We start from the raw sequence: 18540 nt of genomic DNA, 5'->3' as shown, positions 1-18540 counted from the left end.
GCGTGCAATGATTCTCGGCAGAGGGCGAGCCGGACCACGGCCGCCGAGGTTCCGAACGGACGGGTCACCATGGACGCGCTGTACACCGCTGTCGCCACCGCCAACGGCCGCGAGGGCCGCGCCGTCAGCTCCGACGGCCAGCTGGACCTCGCCCTGGCGATGCCCCCCGCGCTCGGCGGCAACGGCCAGGGCACCAACCCCGAGCAGCTCTTCGCCGCCGGCTACGCGGCCTGCTTCGCCAGCGCGCTCGGCCTGGTCGGCCGCCAGGCCCGGGTCGACACCAGCGAGGTCTCGGTCACCGCCGAGGTCTCGATCGGCAAGGACGAGACCAGCTTCGGCCTGGCCGTGGTGATCCGGGTCGAGCTGCCGGACGCCCTGGCGGGCGAGACCGGCCAGCTGCTGGTCAAGCAGGCCCACCAGGTCTGCCCGTACTCCAAGGCCACCCGCGGCAACATCGAGGTCGAGCTCGTCGTCGAGTAGTCGCCCGCGCGTCGTCGAGCCCCGGACCGAGCAGCGGTCCGGGGCTCGACGGCGTTCCCGACCGCGATCGGAGCTCGACCCCGTTGCGAGGCGCCGGCCGGAGGATCGGCCTGCACACCGTGACGGTCGAGCCTCGGGAGGTACCGGGTGGAGCAGGGTTCCGTACGGCGCAGGCGGTGGCCGGGACGGCTGTGGCGGGGGGTGGGCCGGGGCCTGTCGGCCCTCGGGGGGATCACCCTGGGGCTGGCCGGGGACGAGTGGGCGGCCCGGGACCTGCCCGGCCGGTACCCGGAGCGCCTGCGCCCCGACCTCGCGCTCACCCCGCTGGAGCGGGCGTTGGCGCTGGAGGTGTTCCCGCAGGGGTGGCCGCGCTGAAGCCCCTCAGCCGGCACGGCGGCGGCCCCCCCCCCCGGGGGGGGGGGGGCCCCCCCCCCCCCGGGGGGGGGCCCCCGCCCCCCCCCGGCCCCCCCCCCGGGGGGGGCGCCCCCCGGCCCGGGGGGGGGGGGGGGGGGGGGGGGGGGGGGGGGGGGGGCGCCCCGGGGGGGGGCCCCCCCCCCCCCCCCCGCCCCCCGCCCCCCCCCCCCGGCCCCGGGGGGGGCCCCGCCGCCGTGCCGGCTCAGTCCTCCTCGACGGCCTCGAACACGTCGGGCTCCGGGGAGGCGAGACTGCCCAGGTCGCGGACCTTCTCCCGGAACGCGTCGGCGCTCATCGCGTTCCGGTGCGCCTGGGCGTCGGTCCAGCGGGCCGTCTCGACGAACACCGCGGGGTTGCGGGTCGAGCGGTACAGGGTGTGCTCGAGGAAGCCGGGCTGGCTGCTCATGTGCTCGGTGATGCCGGTGAGGACCTCGCGGAAGGTCTCGACGTCGCCGTGCACGGTGAGCCGGTTGATGACCGTGATCATGTCGGGTCTCCTGGGGGTCGGTCGGTGGGGGCCGCCGCCGCGGCCTCGCGCAGGGTGCGGCGGAGGATCTTGCCGTTCGGGGAGCGGGGGATGCGGTCGAGCACGTCGAGGTGGCGGATGTGCTGGTAGTAGGGGAGCCGGCCGTTGACGAAGGCGGCCGGGCCGTCGGGGCCGTCCAGCGGGCCGGCGTCCGGTGCGAGGACCACGAAGGCGTGCGCCACCGCACCGGTCGTCGGGTCCGGGTGGTCGGCCACGGCGCAGTCCAGGACGGCCGGGTGACGGATCAGCACCTGCTCGATCTCGGTCGGCGAGACCAGCCAGTTCTCGTGCTTGAAGACGTCCTTGAGCCGGTCGACCAGGAACAGGTGGCCGTCCGCCTCCTGGTAGCCGATGTCACCGGTGGAGAACCAGCCGTCGGGGTCGGTCGCCGGGCCGTCCTCGTGCAGGTAACCCGCCATCAACTGCGGCCCGCGGACCTGGATCTCGCCGCGCTCGCCGGTGGGCAGGGCGAACCGGCCGGCCACGTCGACCACCCGGCAGTCCGTCCCGGTGACGGGACGGCCGACCGAGCCGGGGCGCGGGTCGGCGGGCCGCTCACAGTGCGTCAGCGGCGAGGTCTCGGCGAGACCGTAGCCCTGCACCACCGGGACGCCGAACTGGTCCGAGAGCGCCCGGGCCTGAGCCGGCAGCAGCGCCGACCCGCCGGATAGCACCGCCCGGACGGTGTCCAGCCGCAGCTCCCCGAGCCCGGGGTCGGCGGCCAGCGCGGCGAGCCGGACCGGCAGGCTGTACAGGTGGGTGGCCCGGTGCCGGTTGGCCGCCGTGACGGCGGCGGTGGGCGCGGAGTCGGGGCAGAGCACCTGGGTGGCGGCCGCGTACACCGCCGAGTTGAGGTGCATCGGGTGGTAGAGCGGCAGGTGGTTGACGGTGACCGAGTCGCCGTCCAGGCCGTGCACGGCGGCGATCTGGGCCGCGTTGGCGACCAGGTTGCGGTGCGTCAGCCGGACGGCCTTCGGGGCGCCGGTGGTGCCGCTGGTGAACTGGATGCACGCCACCGCGTCGAGGTCGGCCGCCGGGCCGCGCTCGCCCGGCGGCAGCAGTCCGGTGGGCAGCCGCTCGGCGGTGATCACCCCACCGAGCTTCGGCAGCCGGGGGCGGAGCAGCTCCAGCCGCTCCGCGACCCGGGGCGGCGCGACCACGGCGGCCACCTCCGCCGTGCCGAGCGCGTGCACCAGGGCGTCGTCGCCCATCAGCGGGTTGACCACGGCCACCGTGTGGCCGGCCCGGACGGCGCCGTAGTAGGCCACCACGAACGGCACGTCCAGGCTCGCCACCACGCCCACCACCGCGCCGGTCCGGCCGACGGCCGCGGTGAGCGCGCCGGCCGCGGTGTCCACCTCGGCGTCGAGGTCGGCATAGCTGGTGTCGCCGAGCGGGGTCCGGATCGCGACCCGGTCGGGGGCGACGGCCGCGGCCCGGCGGAGCAGGCCGTCCAACGGCAGGTCGGGCCCCGGGGCGGGGGCGGCGGGTCGTCCCGCCGCGAGGTCAGTCGCGGGCCGCACGGAGGCGCTCCTCGGCGAACTGCTGGGCGTGGCGCAGGGTCTGGAGGCTGTTGGTGCTGAGCACCCGGCGCAGGTAGGCGCGGGCGTCGGCGACGGTGGTGCCCTCGCCGAGCAGGTGCAGGGCGGAGGGCTTGATGGTGGCGGTGTGCCTGGCCCGGGCGACGACGCCCTCCGGGGTCTCCTCGAACACCCAGTGGCCGGTGTGCCCGTCCAGCAGGCCGGGGAGGTTGACCTGCTTGTAGATGATCTTGTTGATCTCCGGCAGGCAGACCCGGACCGACCGGGTGGTGTGCTCGCTGCCGTCCGGGGTGTGGGTGTGCATGTCGAAGAACTGGATGCCGGGCACCTCCTCGGTCAGGTCGAGCTTGGTGACGTGCGGGACCCGCTCGGGCCACTTGTCGGCCGCGTACAGGAACTCGTAGACGTCCTCCAGCCGGCCGCCGATGAACAGCGGGTCCTCGAAGGAGATCACCCGGGGCTCCAGGTCGGCCCACTGCTCGGCCGTCTCGCGCAGCGCGTCGAGCTGGGCGGGCGCGCGCTCCTCGTGCTCGGCCGTGATCCGGGCCGCCGCCTCGGGGGCGTCGTCGACGGTGGCGAAGGTGTGCACCAGCTCGACCGCCGTCGCGCCGGCCCCCTGCGGGGTGAACGACCAGGTGGCGGTGGCGGATTCGAGCGGTGCCGGTGGCGACACCTGCTCCAGGGCGATCCGCAGTCCGGCCCGGTCGAGCCGGCGGCGGGCGTCCCAGCAGTGCACGCCGGTGCCTCCGGTCAGGGCCCAGCGGCGCACCAGCTGGGTGCCGGCGGCGTCCTCCTCGACCACCTCGCCGTGCACGGCGAGGCCGAAGTGCTGTGCCCAGGCGGCGAGATCGGCCGTCAGGTCGAAGCAGAGCCCCGCCGGGGCCTGGATGATCGCGTTGTGCCGGACGGTGTGCGTGGTCGACATGCTGTTCCTCTCACGATGGGTCGGATTCCCCAGGGGGAAGGGGCGGTTCGGGTCAGCGCCCGCCGGAGACCTCGACGACGGAGCCGGTGATGTTGCCGTTCGCGGCGGAGCACAGGAAGGCGATCGTGCGGGCCACCTCGTCCGGGGTGCTCAGCCGCCCGGTCGGGGTCCGCCCGGTCTCCCGGTCGCGGAGCCCGGCCGGCAGGTCGGCCAGCACGCCCTCGGTCCGGGTCAGGCCGGGGCTGACCACGTTGACCAGGACGCCGTCCGGTCCGGCGTCCCAGGCCAGGCTGCGGGCGAACCCGTGCAGGGCGGCCTTGCCCGCGGCGTAGAACTCCTGCCCTGGGGCGCCGTCCCGGGTGAGGTGGGAGGAGAGCAGCGCCACCCGGCCCCACCCCCGGGCGCGCATCCCCGGGAGCACCAACTGGACGGTGCGCAGGGTCTGTTCGAGGTTGTCCCGGAGCAGTGGCTGCCACTCCTCGGCCGGGACCTGCTCGGTGCGGCCGCCCGGCGGGCGCCGCCGCCCGCGCCGCAGCGCGTTGGCGACCAGCACGTGGACGGCGCCCCAGCGCCGCTCGACCTCGGCGAGCGCCGCGTCCACCGAGCCCGGGTCGGCCAGGTCGTACGGCACGGCCAGCGCCCGGTCCGCCGCGCCGCCGAGCTCCTCGGCGAGCGCCCGGGCCCGGTCCTCGCCGGTGCGGTAGGTGAGCGCCACCCGCGCCCCCTCGGCGGCGAACGCCCGCGCGGTCTGCCGGCCGATGCCGGCCGAGCCGCCGGTGACCAGGACGACCCGGTCGGTCAGCCCCAGGTCCACGGTCACACCTCCCGGGCGGCGGGGCGGACCCCGCGCAGCACGTCGAGGGCCTCGGCGAGCCCGGCCGGGGTGAGGACCTCGCCCCGGCCGCAGAGGTAGCCGTCCGGCCTGACGAGCAGCCAGCCGCCGGGCGGCAGGCCGAGATCGGCGCGCAGCGCGCCGTCCGGGTCCGGCAGCGCGTCCGGGCCGTCGCCGCCGACGGTGCGGACCGAGAGCCAACCCTGGTGCGCCGCCCGGGCCGCCCCGGCGGCGCGGACCGCGCCGTCCGGGCCGGCCGTGACCAGCAGGCTGGGTCGCAGGTCGCGCAGCTCGTCCAGCAGGGCGCTCCAGCCGGGCCCGGCGGCCCGGTCCGCGGTGACCTGGGCGAGCCGGCTGCCGGCCCGGGGCCCGGCGGCCCCGGCGGGCCGGTGGTCGGGGAGGGTCAGCGGGCTGTCCGGGTACTCCAGCGACAGGGCGGACATGCTGCCGATGATCTTCCGCTCGATCCGGCCGCGCAGCGGGGCGAAGGCGCGGACCAGCGCGAACACCACCGGCAGGGCCGCGCCGGCGGTGGAGTTCCGCAGTTGCACCAGCCAGGTCGCCTTCCGGGTCGAGCCGAGCAGCGCCCGGCCGACCGGCACCCGCTCGGCCGAGTAGCTGTCCAGCAGGGCGTCCCGGGCGTGCCCCTGCTCTACCAGGGCGAGCTTCCAGGCCAGGTTGTACGCGTCCTGGAGACCGGTGTTGAGCCCCTGCCCGGAGGCGGGGCTGTGCACGTGCGCGGCGTCCCCGGCGAGCAGGCAGCGGCCGCTGCGCATGGCCGGCACCATCCGCTGCTGGATGGTGAAGACCGACACCCAGCTGGGCCGGTGCACGGTGACGGGCCGGCCGAGCCCCCGGCGCAGCTTGTCGGCGAACCGCTCGGCCACGTCCGCCGGTTCGCCCGCGTAGGAGGTGTCGGCGGTGTCCAGCAGCCGCCACTTGCCCTCCTGCGGGAAGGGGATGGCCATCACGGTGCCGCTGCCGACCTTGATCCAGTGGATGCTGTTCTGCGGCAGCTCGGTCTCGATCTCGGCGTCCGCGATCAGCCAGGTCTCGGTGGAGTCGCCGATCAGCGGCAGCCCGAGCAGCCGGCGGACCGTGCTGTGCCCGCCGTCGCACCCCACCAGCCAGCCTGCGTCGGCCCGTTCGGGCCCGGCCGGACCGGTCAGCTCGACGCTCACGCCGTCGTCCCGCTGCTCGAAGCCGGTCAGCCGCACCCCCCACTCGATCTCCACGCCGTGCTTGGCGACGGCCTGGCGCAGCACGTCCTCGGTGGCGGCCTGATCGATCATCAGCGTCATCGGGTGGCGGGTCGGGACCCGGGAGTAGTCCGGTCCGAGGGCGGCCAGCCGGCGCCCGTTCAGGTGCATGGTGAAGCGCTGGATCACCCGGCCACGCGGCAGCAGGTCGGGCAGCAGGCCCTGCTGGTCGTACTGTTCCAGCGAGCGGGCGTGGGTGGCCATCGCCCGGCTGGTGACGGCTGGCCCGTCGGCTGCGTCGACCAGCCGGACGGCTACGCCGCGCCGGGCCAGTTCGAGCGCGGTGAGCAGGCCGACCGGGCCGGCGCCCGCGATCAGCACCCGGGCCTGCGGAGAGTTCTGAGTGCTCGTCATGTCCGCCTCCTGGCTGGGTCGGTGGGGTCGGCGGGGGCGAGCGGGAGCAGCCCGGCCCGGTGCGCCTCGGCGAGGGTCGGGGCGCTGCGGTCGCGCTCGGAGAGCAGCCGTCCCGGGGTGTCCGGCCAGGGCAGCGCCAGGTCCGGGTCGAGCGGGTGGACCGCCCGCTCCAGCTCCGGCCGGTACGGCTCGGAGCAGAGGTAGAGCACCGTGGCGTCCTCGGTCAGTGCGGTGAAGGCGTGGCCGAGGCCCGGCGCCAGCTGCACGGCCCGCCAGTGGCCGGGGCCCAGCAGGACGGAGTCCCACCGCCCGAAGGTCGGCGAGCCGACCCGGAGGTCGACCACGAAGTCCAGTACCTCGCCCGCCACGCAGGTGACGTAACGGGCCTGCCCGGGCGGGGTGTCGACGTAGTGGACGCCGCGCAGGACGCCCCGGCGGGAGACCGAGAGTGCGGCCAGGGCGATCGGCAGCGGCCGGTCGGACCCGATCGGCCGGTCCGTCGAGTACAGCTCCACGAAGGTGCCGCGCTCGTCCTGATGCGGTCGCAGCGTGACCTCCCAGGCTCCCGCCACCGCTAGTTCACGCATACCGGGGTCCCCTTCCGGGTCAGGGCGGTCAGCACCGGGACGAGCTCCGCCGGGGTGGGCAGCGCGGCGATCTCGGCGGCGAGCCCGGCGGCGGCTGTCCTGGCCGCCGGATCGGCGAGCAACTCCCTTACGGTGTAGGCGACGTCTGCCGCCTCGGCCCGCTCGGGGGGCAGCCGGCGGCCCGCGCCGAGCTCGGCCAGCCGCTGCGCGTAGGTGGCGGTGTCGGAGAGGTGGAACGGCAGGACGAGCTGGGGCAGTCCGTGCACCAGGGCCGTCATCGCGGTGCCCGGACCACCGTGGTGCACCACCAGGTCGCAGGCGGGCAGGACGGTGTCCAGCGGGAGCCAGCCGACGGCGCGCACCGAGTCCGGCAGCGGTCCGTCGATCGGATCGGACCCGGTCGCCAGCACCGTCTCCAGGCCGGCCGCGTGCAGGGCGGCCGGCACCGTCGCCAGCAGCCCGGACCGGACGGCCGGCGGCATGCTGCCGAGTGTCACGCAGACCCGGGGACGCTCCCTGGGCAGTCGGACCCAGGACGGGACCCGGGCCGGGCCGTTGTACGGCAGGTAGCGCATCCGCCGGACCGGACCGGCCGGCGGGCCGGGCAGTTGCAGCCGGGGCGGGCACGGGTCGAGCCGCAGGCGCGGGGCCGGCAGGTCGGGCAGCCCGAGGGCGGCCAGCTCGGGGGCGAGCTCCTGCTCGGCCGCCCGGGCGTACCCGTCCGGCAGGCGCAGCCCCCAACCGTGCTCCACCCAGGGGAGGTCGAGCACTCCGGCGGCCAACCGGCCCGCGTACTCGGTCGGTTCGCTGACCACCAGGTCGGGGCGCCAGCGCTCGGCGATCCGGATCGTCCGGTCCAGCACGTGCGCGGCCAGCCGTCCGAAGCCCCGGCCGCTGCGGTGCACCCGGCCCGCCGGGTCGGCGGGCCGGTCGGCGGGCGTGCCGTCCCGTTCGAAGCCGATCAGGTCACCCATCGACACCGGACCGGCCGTGGCGACCGCGGGCAGACCCGCCTCGGCCGCCACCTCGGCGAATTCCCCGGGCGCCGCCAGCAGGACTTCGTGGCCCGCCGACCTGAGTGCCCGGGAAATCGGGACGAGCGGCAGGACGTGCCCGTACATCGGTGCCGCGGTGAGCAGAATCCTCATGCGCTCCACCATGGCAGAGCCGGGTACGTGGGAATAGGGCGGAACCGGCTCCTCGATTCAACGTCGAGCCGAACTCGACCGGTTCTCAGGTCCGCGCGCGGGAAACTGCGGTCGGGCCGAATCGGCCCAGGATTCGGAGGGTCCAGAAAATGCGCGTGCTGTTCACGACTTTCCCCTCACCTTCCCACCATTTCCCGATGGTTCCGCTGGAATGGGCGGTCCGGTCGGCCGGCCACGAGGTACGGGTCGCCAGCGCGCCGTCGCTGACCGCGGCCGTGACCGGGTCCGGACTGCCGATGGTGGAGGTCGGCGCGGCGGTGGACCTCGGTGGCAGCGCCCGCAACCGCGAGCTGGCCGGCTGGCACGACCGCGACCGCTGGCCGGCCCGCTGGCCGGTCGAGCCCGGGCTGCTCGACGCACCGCGCCGGCAGCTGCTGGAGGCGCTCGGCCAACGGCAGTTCGCGCTGGCCGGCCGGATGCTGGACGACCTGCTGGCGTTCGCCCGGCACTGGCGGCCCGACCTGGTCGTGCACGACGCCGTCTCGTACGCCGGGCCGGTGGTCGCCGCCGCGCTCGGGGTGCCGAACGTCAGCCACCTCTGGGGCAGTCCCGGCCTGCAGAGGCTGGAGATGAAGGGCTTCGGCGACCAGCCGCAGGACGGCTACGTCGAGCTGTTCGAGCGGGTCGGCGCCGAGGTGCGGCTGCGGCCGGCCGCCTGGTTCGACCTGTGTCCGCCGAGCATGGGCTTCGGCCCGCTGCCGGACGTCCGGACCGAGCGGTACGTCCCCTACAACGGCCCCGGCACGATGCCGTCCTGGCTGCTCGACCCGCCGGAGCGGCCCCGGGTGTGCATCACCTGGGGCGCCACCACGGCCAAGCTGCTCGGCTCCGCGATGACCGACCTGCTCCGGCAGGCGGTCGAGGCGGTGGCCGGCCTGCCGGTCGAGGTGGTCCTGGCCACCACCGCCGACCAGCGCGAGCTGCTCGGCGCGCTGCCGCCCTCGGTGCGGACGGTGGAGTCGCTGCCGCTGCACCTGCTGATGCCCAGCTGCGCGGCGGTGGTCCACCACGGCGGGGCCGGCACCACGCTCACCGCCGCCCGGGCCGGGGTGCCGCAGGTGACCGTCACCCGCCGGCCCGAGCCGACCCTGAACGCCGAGCGCCAGGCCGCCACCGGCGCGGGCGTCCACCTCACCTACGGCGAGCTCGACCGGGAGGCCGACCCGGTCGCCGCGATCCGCGAGCGGGTCGCTGCGGTGCTGGCCGGCGGCGGCTACCGGGACGCCGCCCGGAAGCTGGCCGCCGAGATGGCGGAGCAGCCCGCCCCGGCCGATCTGGTCGCCGAACTCGAAAAGCTGGCCTGACCTCACCGATCTCAGCAGAGAGAGGCATTCATGAGAAAATCACCGCCTGCCGCAGCCGTTTCCCCGGGGCCGGTCGCCGGCCATCTGGTGTCGCTCACCGGATTGCGCGGAATTCTCGCCCTGACCGTCTTCGGTGCGCATTTCTTCCTCTCCTTCAGTTTCGCCGGCGGGACGTTCGACTCGGATTTCGTGCAGAACGTCTTCCACGTCCTGTTCTCCCGTTCCGGCGGGCCCGCCGTCTCCTGTTTCTTCCTGCTCAGCGGCTTCGTGCTGACCTACATCGCGCGGCCCGGCGACACCGCCCGCTCGTTCTACCGGCGGCGGATCGCCAAGGTCTACCCGGTCCACCTGGTCACCGTCGCGATCGCGTTCGCCCTGGTGGCGGTCCGGTACGGCGCCCCCGGTGCGAAGGTCACCCTGTCGCACCTGTTCCTGGTGCAGAACTGGGTGCCGAGCCAGTGGTACTACCTGACCATGACCGGTCTGGACTGGTCGCTCAGCTGCGAGGCGTTCTTCTACCTCTGCTTCCCGGTGCTGATCCTCCTGCTGGCCCGGGCGAGGAGTTGGCAGCTGTACGTCGCCGCCGGGGTCTCGGTCGCGCTGGCCTTCGGCCTGCCGTACGTGGTGGAGCACACCTTCACGCTGACCCACCCCGACCCGATGGAGATGGTCGCGACCGCGGACTACGGCGGCCCGATCGGCTACTGGTTCGCCTATGTCTTCCCGCCGATGCGGATGGCGGAGTTCGTGATCGGCATCGCGGTCGCCCTGCTGGTGCGCCGGGGAGCCTGGCGTGGGCCCGGGGTGGCCGTCGCGCTGCTGCTGACGGCCGTCGGATGGGGCGTCAACCTGTACCTGCCCGGCTACCTGCAGCTGGGGGCCGGCATGGTGGTCCCGTTCGCGCTGCTGATCGCCGCGCTGAGCCGTGCCGACGTCGCCGAGTCCTGGTCGCCGCTGCGCTGGCGGCCGCTGGTCTGGTTCGGCGAGCTGTCGCTGTCCTTCTACCTGACCCATCTGCTGGTGCAGGAGGAGCTGTTCAGCCGCCTGTGGAACGTCGGCGTGGAGGCCGACCTGCTGCCGGTGCCGCTGCCGGTGCTGTCCTGGTGGGTCGGACTGCTGTCGTTCGCGGCCCAGTTCGTGCTCGCGCTGACCGCCGCCTGGCTGCTGTACCGGCTGGTGGAACGTCCGATGGTCCGGCTGCTGCGTCCGCGCGACGTCCCGCCCCTGCCGATCACCACCGCCTCGCACGACGCGCCGCACCCGGGCGCCGACCAGGCGGACCGAGCGAACCAACTGGTGGAGAAATGACCGAACTTCGCGTCCTGGTGACCGCCTCGGGCTGGCCCACCCACTACATGGCGATGGTGCCGCTGGCCTGGGCGCTGCGGGCGGCCGGCCACGAGATCCGGGTCGCCGCCCAGCCCTCCATGCGGCCGGCGGTCGTCCGCTCCGGCATGCCGATGGTCCCGGTCGGCCCGGACGTCGACTACCTGGCGGTGCGCCGCCGGACACTGCCGCAGGAGCGGGCCGACGGGACCCCGGGCACCGCCGAGGACATCCGCGCGGCGGCCGAGGCCGACGACGGCGGGCTGTTCGGGGCCTGGGCCGAGGCCACCGGTGCGGCGCTGGACGACACCGTGGCCTTCGCCCGCGCCTGGCGCCCCGACCTGGTGATCGGCGACACCATGGCCCCGGCCGGCCTGGTGGCCGCGCACGTCCTCGGCGTGCCCGGGGTCCGCCACCTCTGGGGGCCGGACATCCTCGGCTCCGAGGGCGGCGAGAAGCTGCTCGACATCCTGCCCGGCTACTGGGAGCCGTACCGGCGGCACGGCCTCGACCTGCGCGGGACGGACCCGGCGCACCGCACCGTCTCACCGTGCCCGCCCAGCCTGCAGGCACCGCCCGCACCCACCCGGCTCCAGCTGCGCTGGCCGCCCTACAACGGCCCCGGCACGGTCCCCGACTGGGCCGACCGGCCCGGCGACCGGCCGCGGATCGCGCTCACCTGGGGCACCTCCACCACGGGCGTGCTGGACGGCGGCGGCACCCCGCCGGCCGAGGTGCTGGCCGGGCTGGCGGGGCTCGACGCGGAGATCGTGGTCGCCGTCACCGCCGAGGAGCGGGAACGGCTGGGCACCCCGCCGCCCGGTGTCCGGGTGCTGGAGAACCTGCCGCTGCACGTGCTGCTGCCCGGCTGCGCCCTGCTGGTCCACCAGGGCGGCTTCATGACCGCGCTGACCGCCGCCCACCACGGTGTGCCGCAGCTGCTGCTGCCGCAACTGCCCAACCAGATCAGTGATGCCGAGGTGCTGGCCGGCTCCGGCGCGGCACGCGTTCTGCCGACCGGGCGGACCTCGGCGGCCGAGGTCCGGGCCGCCGCCGAGGAAGTGCTCGGGGAGGGCTCGTACGCCGAGGCCGCCCGGCGGCTGCGCGCGGAGATCCTGGCCCAGCCCACCCCGCGCGAGGTGGCCGAAACGCTGTGCGAGCTCGCGGCCGGCGGGTCATGACGGCGGCCCCCGGCGACGGCCGCGCACCGCTGGTCGTCGTCCTCGGGGCCTCGGGCTATCTCGGATCGGCCGTCGTGGCGGAACTCGCCCGGCGGCCGGTCCGGTTGCGCCTGGTGGCCCGGCGGGCCCCGGTGCTGCCCGGGGAGCCGGTCGCGGACTGCGAGAGCGTGCTCGCCGACCTGGCCGCGCCCGGGGCGGCCGCCGAGGCGGTGGCGGGTGCCGACGCCGTCGTGCACCTGGTCGCCGAGCTCGACCGGGCAGTCGGCTGGCGGGCCGTGGAGCAGGCCGGGGAGCAGCGCGGCGAGCGGTTGGGCGCCGGCCTGGTGCGGGAGATCGCGGGCGCGCTGCGCGGGACCGGCGGGCCGGCCCCGCTGCTGGTGCTGGCCGGCTCGGCCTCCCAGGCGGGCCGGGCCGGGCTGGTCGACGGCACCGGCCCGGACCGGCCGACCACCGTGTACGCCCGGCAGAAGCTGTCCGCCGAACGGGAGTTGATGGCAGCGACCGCCGAGGGGCTGCTGCGCGGGGTGTCGCTTCGCCTGCCCACCGTGTACGGTCGCGGCCCCGGCCCCGAGGGCAACGGGGTGGTGGCCGCGATGGTGCGGCGCGCCCTGGCGGGGCAGCCGCTGACGGTCTGGGGCACCGGCGGCGTGGTCCGGGACCTGTTGCACGTCGCCGACGCGGCCGCCGCGTTCACGGCCTGCCTCGACCACGGTGCCCGGCTCTCCGGCTGGCCCTGGCCGGTGGGCACCGGGCGGCCGGTCCAGGTCCGGGAGCTCTTCACGGCGATCGCCCGGGCCGTCGCGGCCCGCACCGGCAGACCACCGGTCCCGGTCGACTCGGTGCAGCCGCCGGCCGCGGCGACGGCGGCCGACGCGGCCGGTACGGTCGTCGACGCCTCGGCCTTCCGGGACGCCACCGGTTGGCACCCCCGGCGCGAACTCGCCGAGTCCCTGGCCGAGTTGGCGGCCGATCTCGCCGACCGAGGGTGAGCCGCAGCGAACGGGCCGGCCCCCGCTGGGGCCGGCCCGTTCCGTGCCGGGGCGCCGGTCAGACGATCCGCACCTCGGGCACGTAGACGATCCACCGCCCGCCCGCGCGCCGGAATCCCTCCTCCTTGGCCATGATCTCCTCGGCGTGGTTCCAGGCGAACAGCACGGCGTAGTCCGGGTAGTCGGCGGCGAACTCCTCCGGCGTGCGCACCGGGAGGTGCGATCCGGGACTGAGCTTGCCCTGCTTGGCCGGGGTGCTGTCGGCGATGTACGAGACCAGGTCGGGGCCGATGCCGCAGTAGTTGGTGAGGGTGGCGCTCTTCGCGGTGGCCCCGTACCCGGCCACCGTGGCGCCCTCGGCCCGGCAGCGCTCGAGCACCGCGCGCAGGTCGTCGCGCACCTGGTCGACGGCGGCCGCGAACCGGGCCAGGGTGTCCCGCTCGGTGATCCGGGCGGCCTTCTCCCGCTCCAGGAACAGGCCGACCGCCGGCGTGGGCACCCTCGCGCCGCGCCGCGCGACGGTGTAGCGGATCTCGCCGCCGTGCACGGTCAGGTGCTCCACGTCGACCAGTTCGAAGCCGTAGTGGGCCGCCATCGCCTGCACGGAGCGGACGGTGAAGAAGTAGAAGTGCTCGTCGTAGATCTGGTCGAAGGAGGTCTGTTCGACGATGTCCGCCAGGTAGGGGTCCTCGAAGACGAAGACCCCGTCCGGGGCGAGCAGCGCGTCGACGCCCCGGAAGATCGAGTCGACGTAGGAGATGTGCGAGAAGGTGTTGGCGGCGTAGACCACCTGGGCCGGGCCGTCCTCGGCGGCGATCTCCGCCGCCGAGGACTCCTCGAAGAACGCGTTGCGGACCCGGATGCCCTTCGCGGCGGCGGCCTCCGCCACGCCCGTGCACGGCTCGACACCGAGATGGCGGCGGCCGGCCCGGTGCACCGTGTCGAGCATGATGCCGTCGTTGCTGCCGAACTCGACCAGGAACGCGTCGGGTTCGCTCAGCTCGGTGTCCAGGAAGTGCCGGGCGGTGGCCCGGAAGTGCTCCTGCATCACCGTGGAGCCGGACGAGTGGTACGGGTAGTCGGTCCGGAACATCCGCTCGCGCGGGACGTCCTCCAGCAACTGGACCATCGTGCAGCCGTCGCAGATCGCGACCGCCAGCCGGTGGAAGAACTCCTCGGTGCCGCCGCCCGGGTCGACGAACGCGTCGGCCAGGGGCTGTCGGCCGAAGTCGAAGAACTCGTGGAGGGCGCCGCCGCAGATACGGCATCGGGACGTGGCAGACATGATGGCTCCTCAACTCCTGTCGATGACGCGGACCCGCCGGCCGGTCGGGCGGTGGCCCCGAGCCGGACCGCCCCGTGCCCGGGGCGGTCCCTGTGATCCGGATCGTTCCCAACGCGACTCGACAAACGGTTGAAGTGTGCTGGACGAGCGCCCGCCCGCCCGGTCAGGCCGGGAGCACCCGGCGCAGGTACGCGCCGGTCACCCCCGGACCGGCGGCGATCTCGGCCGGGGTGCCCTGGCCGACCACCCGGCCGCCGCGGTGGCCCGCGCCCGGGCCCATGTCGATGACCCAGTCGGCGCAGGCCGCGACGTGCAGGTCGTGCTCGGCGATGACGACCGAGTTGCCGCTCGCCAGCAGGGTGTCGAAGGCGTCCACCATCCGCTGCACGTCCGAGGGGTGCAGCCCGGTGACGGGCTCGTCCAGCAGCACCAGGCCGCGGCCGCGGCCGCCGGTGCCGAGCAGGATCGCGTTCGCCAGCTTCAGCCGCTGTGCCTCACCGCCGGACAACTCGGTTCCGCTCTGGCCGAGTTGGAGGTAGCCGAGACCGGCCCGCTGGATCGCGCGCAGGGTCGCGGCCAACCCGGCGGGCTCGGTGAGCAGGTCGGCGGCCTCGTCCACGGTCATCGCCAGGATCTGGTCCACCGCCTTGCCCCGGTAGGTCACGCCGAGCACCTCGGGGGTGAACCTGCGGCCCTCGCAGACGTCGCACTCCACCCACATGTCGGGCATGAAATGCAGGTCCACCTGCCGCCGCCCGTAGCCGGTGCAGGTCTCGCAGCGGCCGCCGGGGGAGTTGAACGAGAACGCCCCGGCCCCCAGCCCGAGTGCCTTGGCGCGCGGGGTGGCCGCGAAGAGCCTGCGGATGAGGTCGAACGCCTTGGTGTACGTGGCGGGGTTGGAGCGGGGAGTGCGGCCGATCGGGTCCTGGTCGACCACGGTCACCCAGTCCAGGCGGCCGGCCCCCTCGACCCCGGCCATCGCGGCGGGGCGTTCGCCGCGCAGGACGGAGTCCAGGCCCCGGCCCAGCGCCTCGTGCAGCAGGCTGCTCTTGCCGCTGCCGCTGACCCCGGTGATGCAGGTCAGGGTGTTCAACGGGATGTCCACCCGGTCCAGTTGCACGTTGTGCACGTCGACGCCGAGCAGGCTCAGGCGGGCGGCCGTGCGCGGGTCGGACCGCTCGGGGCGGTGCACCCGGGGGCCGCGACCGGCCAGGTAGGCGCCGGTCACCGAGTCCGGGTGGCTGCTCAGCTCGGCGGTCGGCACCGAGGCGACCAGGGTGCCGCCCCGGCGGCCACCGCCAGGGCCGAGGTCCACCACCCAGTCCGCCAGCGCGATGAGTTCGGGGTCGTGCTCGACCAGCAGGACGGTGTTCCCGGCGTCCCGCAGATCGGTCAGGATCTCCCGCAGCGGGTGCTTGTCGGCCGGGTGCAGGCCGGCGCTCGGCTCGTCCAGGACGAAGATGATGCCGGTCAGATCCATGTTCAACTGCGCGGTGACCCGGGCGCGTTGGAGCTCGCCGCCGGACAGCGAGGGGGCCGTCCGGGTCACCGTGAGATGACCCAGGCCGAGTTCGACCATCAGCCGGACCCGCCGGGCGAGGTCCGGCAGCACGTGGACGGCGACCTCGCGCTGCATCGGGGTGAGGGTGGCGTCGATGCCGTCCACCCAGCTGCGCAGGTCCTCCACCGGCAGCTTGATCACCTCCGGGTAGGTGAGGCCGCCGAGTTCGAGGGTGCGGGCGGTCTCGCCGAAGCCGGTGCCGTGACAGGCGGGGCAGGGGACCCGGACCATGAAGCGGGCGTAGTTCTCGCGCGCGGTGTCGGTGCCGGATGCCTCGTGCAGCCGGGTGACCTCCGCCACCGCGCCGATCAGCGGGACGGCGCGCTCGATCACCGTCTCGGTGCCGGACTTCTTGTGCCGGCTGGTGATCTTGAAGGAGACCGGTTCGCCGTCCGTGCCGTGCAGCACGGCGGTCCGGAAGGATTCGGGGAGCTCGCGCCAGGGCAGGTCGAGGTCGGCGCCGTGCAGGGCGGCGAGGGTGGGGAGTGCCAGGTGCTCGCCGGAGTTGGTGCGTTCGAACCAGGCGCCCGCGCCACCGAACAGCGGCAGGTCGGGCCGGGTGATGATCCGGTCCGGCTCGGCGCTGTCGGTGTGGCCCATCCCGGCGCACCGCTTGCAGCGGCCCTCCATGCTGTACCGGTCGAAGTAGGCGCTGGTCAGGTTGCGCAGCTCGGGGTGGTCGAGGGCGAGCGGGCCGAGCGCGGGCATCCGGGCGAACAGCAGCCCGAGGTAGTCGTTCAGCCCGCTGATGCTGCCCAGGGTGGAGCGGGGGCTGCGGTTCAGCCGGCGCTGGTCGACCGCGAGGGTGACGCCGAGCCCGCTGATCCGGTCCACCTGCGGCCGGTCCTTGGGCGAGATGAACTGCCGGAAGAACGGCGAGATGCCGTTCAGGTACCGCAGCTGGGCCTCGGCGTGCACGGTGTCGACGGCCAGCGAGGTCTTCCCGCTGCCGCTCACGCCGGTGAACGCGACGATCTTGTTCTTCGGAAAGGTGACGCTGACGTCCTTGAGGTTGTGCGTCCGGGCGCCGACGATCTCGATGACATCCCCGCCGGGGACGTGGTCCGGGTGGCTCACTGCTGCTCCTCCGCTGGCGTCCGATGAACTTGACTCGCGATACTACTCTCACGATACTAAAGCCGTGAATCTAACTCGACTCATGGTTCTCGGGACGCTGCAGAACAGTGGTCCGATGCACGGCCACGAAATCCGCCGCATCGCCGAGGTGACGAGCGTCAGCAGTTGGGGCGGCGTCAGCGTCGGCGCCCTCTACCGTGAGCTCCGGACGATGGACGAGACCGGTCAGGTCGAATCCGTCCGCACCGAGCAGGTCGGCCGCCGCCCGGCCAGGACCGTCTACCGCATCACCCCCCAGGGCGAGACGGAGCTGCGCGGGCTGCGCGAGGAGGCGGTCACCGAGGTGCACCACGGCACCGACCCGTTCGGGGTCGCGCTGCTGTTCACCCGGACCGACGACCTGCCCACCCTGCTCGGTCTGCTCAAGCGCCGCCGGGAGGCGATCCGCGGGATGCGCGACGGCATCGCGGCGGAGGGCGAGGCCCTGCTCCGGTCCGGCGCGATCGGACCGCTGGACGCGGCGATGTTCCGCCGCCGGGTGATCCAGCTGGACGCCGAGCTGGCCTGGCAGGGCGACCTCGACCGGGTGATCGAGCAGGTCGTCGCGGACGGTTCCGGGCCTCGTCCGGTCGACAGAGCCGACGGCCCAGCTGTCGACGACTCCGGAGCAGCCGACGAGACCGACGACCCGACCACGGAGGTCCACACATGAACATGATCGAAGTCCACGGGCTGGCCCGGACGTTCCAGAGCCCGCACGGGGAGGTGAACGCGGTGCGCGGGGTGGATTTCACGGTCGCCGCCGGTGAGATCGTCGGCTTCCTCGGCCCGAACGGCGCCGGCAAGACCACCACCCTGCGGATGCTCACCACCCTGCTGCGCCCGACCGCCGGCACCGCCGTGGTGGCCGGTGCCGACCTGCTCGCCGACCCGGTCGGCGTCCGCCGGCAAATCGGCTACGTCGCCCAGGGCGGCGGCGCCAACCCGGCCGAGCTGGTCGCCAACGAGCTGATGCTGCAGGCCCGGCTGTACGGCATGTCCAAGGCCACCGCACAGACCCGGATCACCTCGCTGGCCGCCCAGTTGGGCCTGGAGGGCCTGACCGACCGAGTGGTCGGCAGCCTCTCCGGCGGCCAGCGGCGGCGGCTCGACATCGCCCTCGGGCTGGTGCACCGGCCGCCGCTGATCTTCCTGGACGAGCCCAGCACCGGCCTCGACCCGACCAGCCGCAGCCAGCTGTGGGAGCACATCCGCCGGCTGCGCGACGAGCTCGGGGCCACGGTCTTCCTGAGCACCCACTACCTGGACGAGGCGGACGCGCTCTGCGACCGGATCCTCATCATGGACAGCGGCACCATCCTGGTCGAGGACAGCCCCGAGGAGCTCAAGCGGCGGGTCGCGGGTGACGCGGTCACCATCGAGGTCGCGCCCGGCAGCGCCCGGGAGGCGGCCGCCGTGGTCGAGGGGCTGGCCGGCCCGTACGGGCTGGTCACCACCGGGGACACGCTCCGGTTCCGGACCGAGCACAGCAGCCGCACCATGATCGACCTGCTCCGCGCGCTGGAGGCGCGCCAGGTCGAGCCGGTGTCCGTGCAGGTGGACCGTCCGACCCTGGACGACGTCTTCCTCACCCTCACCGGCCGTTCCGAGGAACCCGCTGCCGCCGCCGCCGGCGCCGTCTGAACTGAGGT

The 18540-nt window shown here is 74.7% G+C and carries 17 protein-coding genes; 8 read left to right on the top strand and 9 right to left on the bottom strand.

Going from position 1 to position 18540, the window contains the following annotated elements; genetic code table 11:
• Positions 1-69: 69 nt before the first annotated feature.
• Together ACIRPK_RS18150 and ACIRPK_RS18145 are read left to right on the top strand one after the other, a co-directional pair.
• Positions 70-480 carry an organic hydroperoxide resistance protein gene (locus ACIRPK_RS18150; protein ID WP_403039724.1) on the top strand — a complete coding sequence of 137 codons (411 nt, stop codon included), beginning with the start codon at positions 70-72 and terminating at the stop codon, positions 478-480.
• A 147-nt stretch (positions 481-627) separates the two neighbouring features.
• Complete coding sequence (locus ACIRPK_RS18145) at positions 628-855, top strand: hypothetical protein (RefSeq protein WP_403039721.1); 228 nt, start codon at positions 628-630, stop codon at positions 853-855.
• Between the two features lie 241 nt (positions 856-1096).
• Here the strand turns inward: ACIRPK_RS18145 and ACIRPK_RS18140 are convergent, their stop codons facing one another.
• Genes ACIRPK_RS18140 through ACIRPK_RS18110 form a run of 7 tightly spaced genes read right to left on the bottom strand, consistent with a single transcriptional unit; the run spans position 1097 to position 8066 of the window.
• Complete coding sequence (locus ACIRPK_RS18140; RefSeq protein WP_403039718.1) at positions 1097-1381, bottom strand: antibiotic biosynthesis monooxygenase family protein; 285 nt, start codon at positions 1379-1381, stop codon at positions 1097-1099.
• Positions 1378-2943 (bottom strand): class I adenylate-forming enzyme family protein, encoded by a 1566-nt coding sequence (locus tag ACIRPK_RS18135; RefSeq protein WP_403039716.1) that lies wholly within the window; start codon positions 2941-2943, stop codon positions 1378-1380. The genes ACIRPK_RS18140 and ACIRPK_RS18135 overlap by 4 nt, the downstream gene beginning before the upstream one ends.
• Complete coding sequence (locus ACIRPK_RS18130) at positions 2927-3886, bottom strand: aromatase/cyclase (RefSeq protein WP_403039713.1); 960 nt, start codon at positions 3884-3886, stop codon at positions 2927-2929. Before ACIRPK_RS18130 ends, ACIRPK_RS18135 begins: the two co-directional genes overlap by 17 nt.
• Before the next feature lie 52 nt (positions 3887-3938).
• Positions 3939-4706: an SDR family NAD(P)-dependent oxidoreductase gene (locus ACIRPK_RS18125; protein ID WP_403039711.1), complete on the bottom strand. Its 768-nt coding sequence runs from the start codon at positions 4704-4706 to the stop codon at positions 3939-3941.
• Complete coding sequence (locus ACIRPK_RS18120; RefSeq protein ID WP_403039708.1) at positions 4703-6331, bottom strand: FAD-dependent oxidoreductase; 1629 nt, start codon at positions 6329-6331, stop codon at positions 4703-4705. Before ACIRPK_RS18120 ends, ACIRPK_RS18125 begins: the two co-directional genes overlap by 4 nt.
• On the bottom strand, positions 6328-6918 hold the full coding sequence (locus tag ACIRPK_RS18115) for a dTDP-4-dehydrorhamnose 3,5-epimerase family protein (RefSeq protein WP_403039705.1): 591 nt from the start codon (positions 6916-6918) through the stop codon (positions 6328-6330). The genes ACIRPK_RS18120 and ACIRPK_RS18115 overlap by 4 nt, the downstream gene beginning before the upstream one ends.
• Positions 6906-8066, bottom strand: coding sequence for a nucleotide disphospho-sugar-binding domain-containing protein (locus ACIRPK_RS18110; RefSeq protein WP_403039702.1), 1161 nt, complete (start codon positions 8064-8066; stop codon positions 6906-6908). Before ACIRPK_RS18110 ends, ACIRPK_RS18115 begins: the two co-directional genes overlap by 13 nt.
• 197 nt (positions 8067-8263) lie before the next feature.
• Here ACIRPK_RS18110 and ACIRPK_RS18105 point away from each other — a divergent pair, with 197 nt between their 5' ends.
• The 4 genes from ACIRPK_RS18105 (at position 8264) to ACIRPK_RS18090 (ending at position 12926) form a co-directional block, all read left to right on the top strand.
• A complete protein-coding gene (locus ACIRPK_RS18105; protein ID WP_403039699.1) occupies positions 8264-9430 on the top strand; it encodes a nucleotide disphospho-sugar-binding domain-containing protein in 1167 nt (388 codons plus the stop codon).
• Between the two features lie 102 nt (positions 9431-9532).
• A complete protein-coding gene (locus ACIRPK_RS18100) occupies positions 9533-10738 on the top strand; it encodes an acyltransferase family protein (RefSeq protein WP_403039696.1) in 1206 nt (401 codons plus the stop codon).
• Positions 10735-11937 carry a nucleotide disphospho-sugar-binding domain-containing protein gene (locus tag ACIRPK_RS18095; RefSeq protein WP_403039693.1) on the top strand — a complete coding sequence of 401 codons (1203 nt, stop codon included), beginning with the start codon at positions 10735-10737 and terminating at the stop codon, positions 11935-11937. Before ACIRPK_RS18100 ends, ACIRPK_RS18095 begins: the two co-directional genes overlap by 4 nt.
• Positions 11934-12926, top strand: a complete 993-nt coding sequence (locus ACIRPK_RS18090) for an NAD-dependent epimerase/dehydratase family protein (protein WP_403039690.1) — start codon at positions 11934-11936, stop codon at positions 12924-12926. The genes ACIRPK_RS18095 and ACIRPK_RS18090 overlap by 4 nt, the downstream gene beginning before the upstream one ends.
• A gap of 58 nt (positions 12927-12984) precedes the next feature.
• On the opposite strand, the gene ACIRPK_RS18085 is transcribed toward ACIRPK_RS18090, so the two are convergent.
• Positions 12985-14211, bottom strand: coding sequence for a methyltransferase domain-containing protein (locus tag ACIRPK_RS18085; RefSeq protein ID WP_403039687.1), 1227 nt, complete (start codon positions 14209-14211; stop codon positions 12985-12987).
• A gap of 163 nt (positions 14212-14374) precedes the next feature.
• Positions 14375-16849: an excinuclease ABC subunit UvrA gene (locus tag ACIRPK_RS18080; RefSeq protein WP_403039684.1), complete on the bottom strand. Its 2475-nt coding sequence runs from the start codon at positions 16847-16849 to the stop codon at positions 14375-14377.
• Here ACIRPK_RS18080 and ACIRPK_RS18075 point away from each other — a divergent pair.
• Positions 16812-17561 carry a PadR family transcriptional regulator gene (locus ACIRPK_RS18075; RefSeq protein ID WP_403039681.1) on the top strand — a complete coding sequence of 250 codons (750 nt, stop codon included), beginning with the start codon at positions 16812-16814 and terminating at the stop codon, positions 17559-17561. The genes ACIRPK_RS18080 and ACIRPK_RS18075 overlap by 38 nt on opposite strands.
• Entirely contained in the window at positions 17558-18532 is a 975-nt protein-coding gene (locus ACIRPK_RS18070) for an ATP-binding cassette domain-containing protein (RefSeq protein ID WP_403039679.1), read from the top strand. Before ACIRPK_RS18075 ends, ACIRPK_RS18070 begins: the two co-directional genes overlap by 4 nt.
• Positions 18533-18540: the final 8 nt, after the last annotated feature.

Origin of the sequence: Kitasatospora sp. NPDC101801 (assembly GCF_044766665.1) — a bacterium.
GTDB lineage: Bacteria > Actinomycetota > Actinomycetes > Streptomycetales > Streptomycetaceae > Kitasatospora.
The sequence above is the reverse complement of the archived record's forward strand: the minus strand, read 5'-3'. Positions and strand labels throughout refer to the sequence as shown.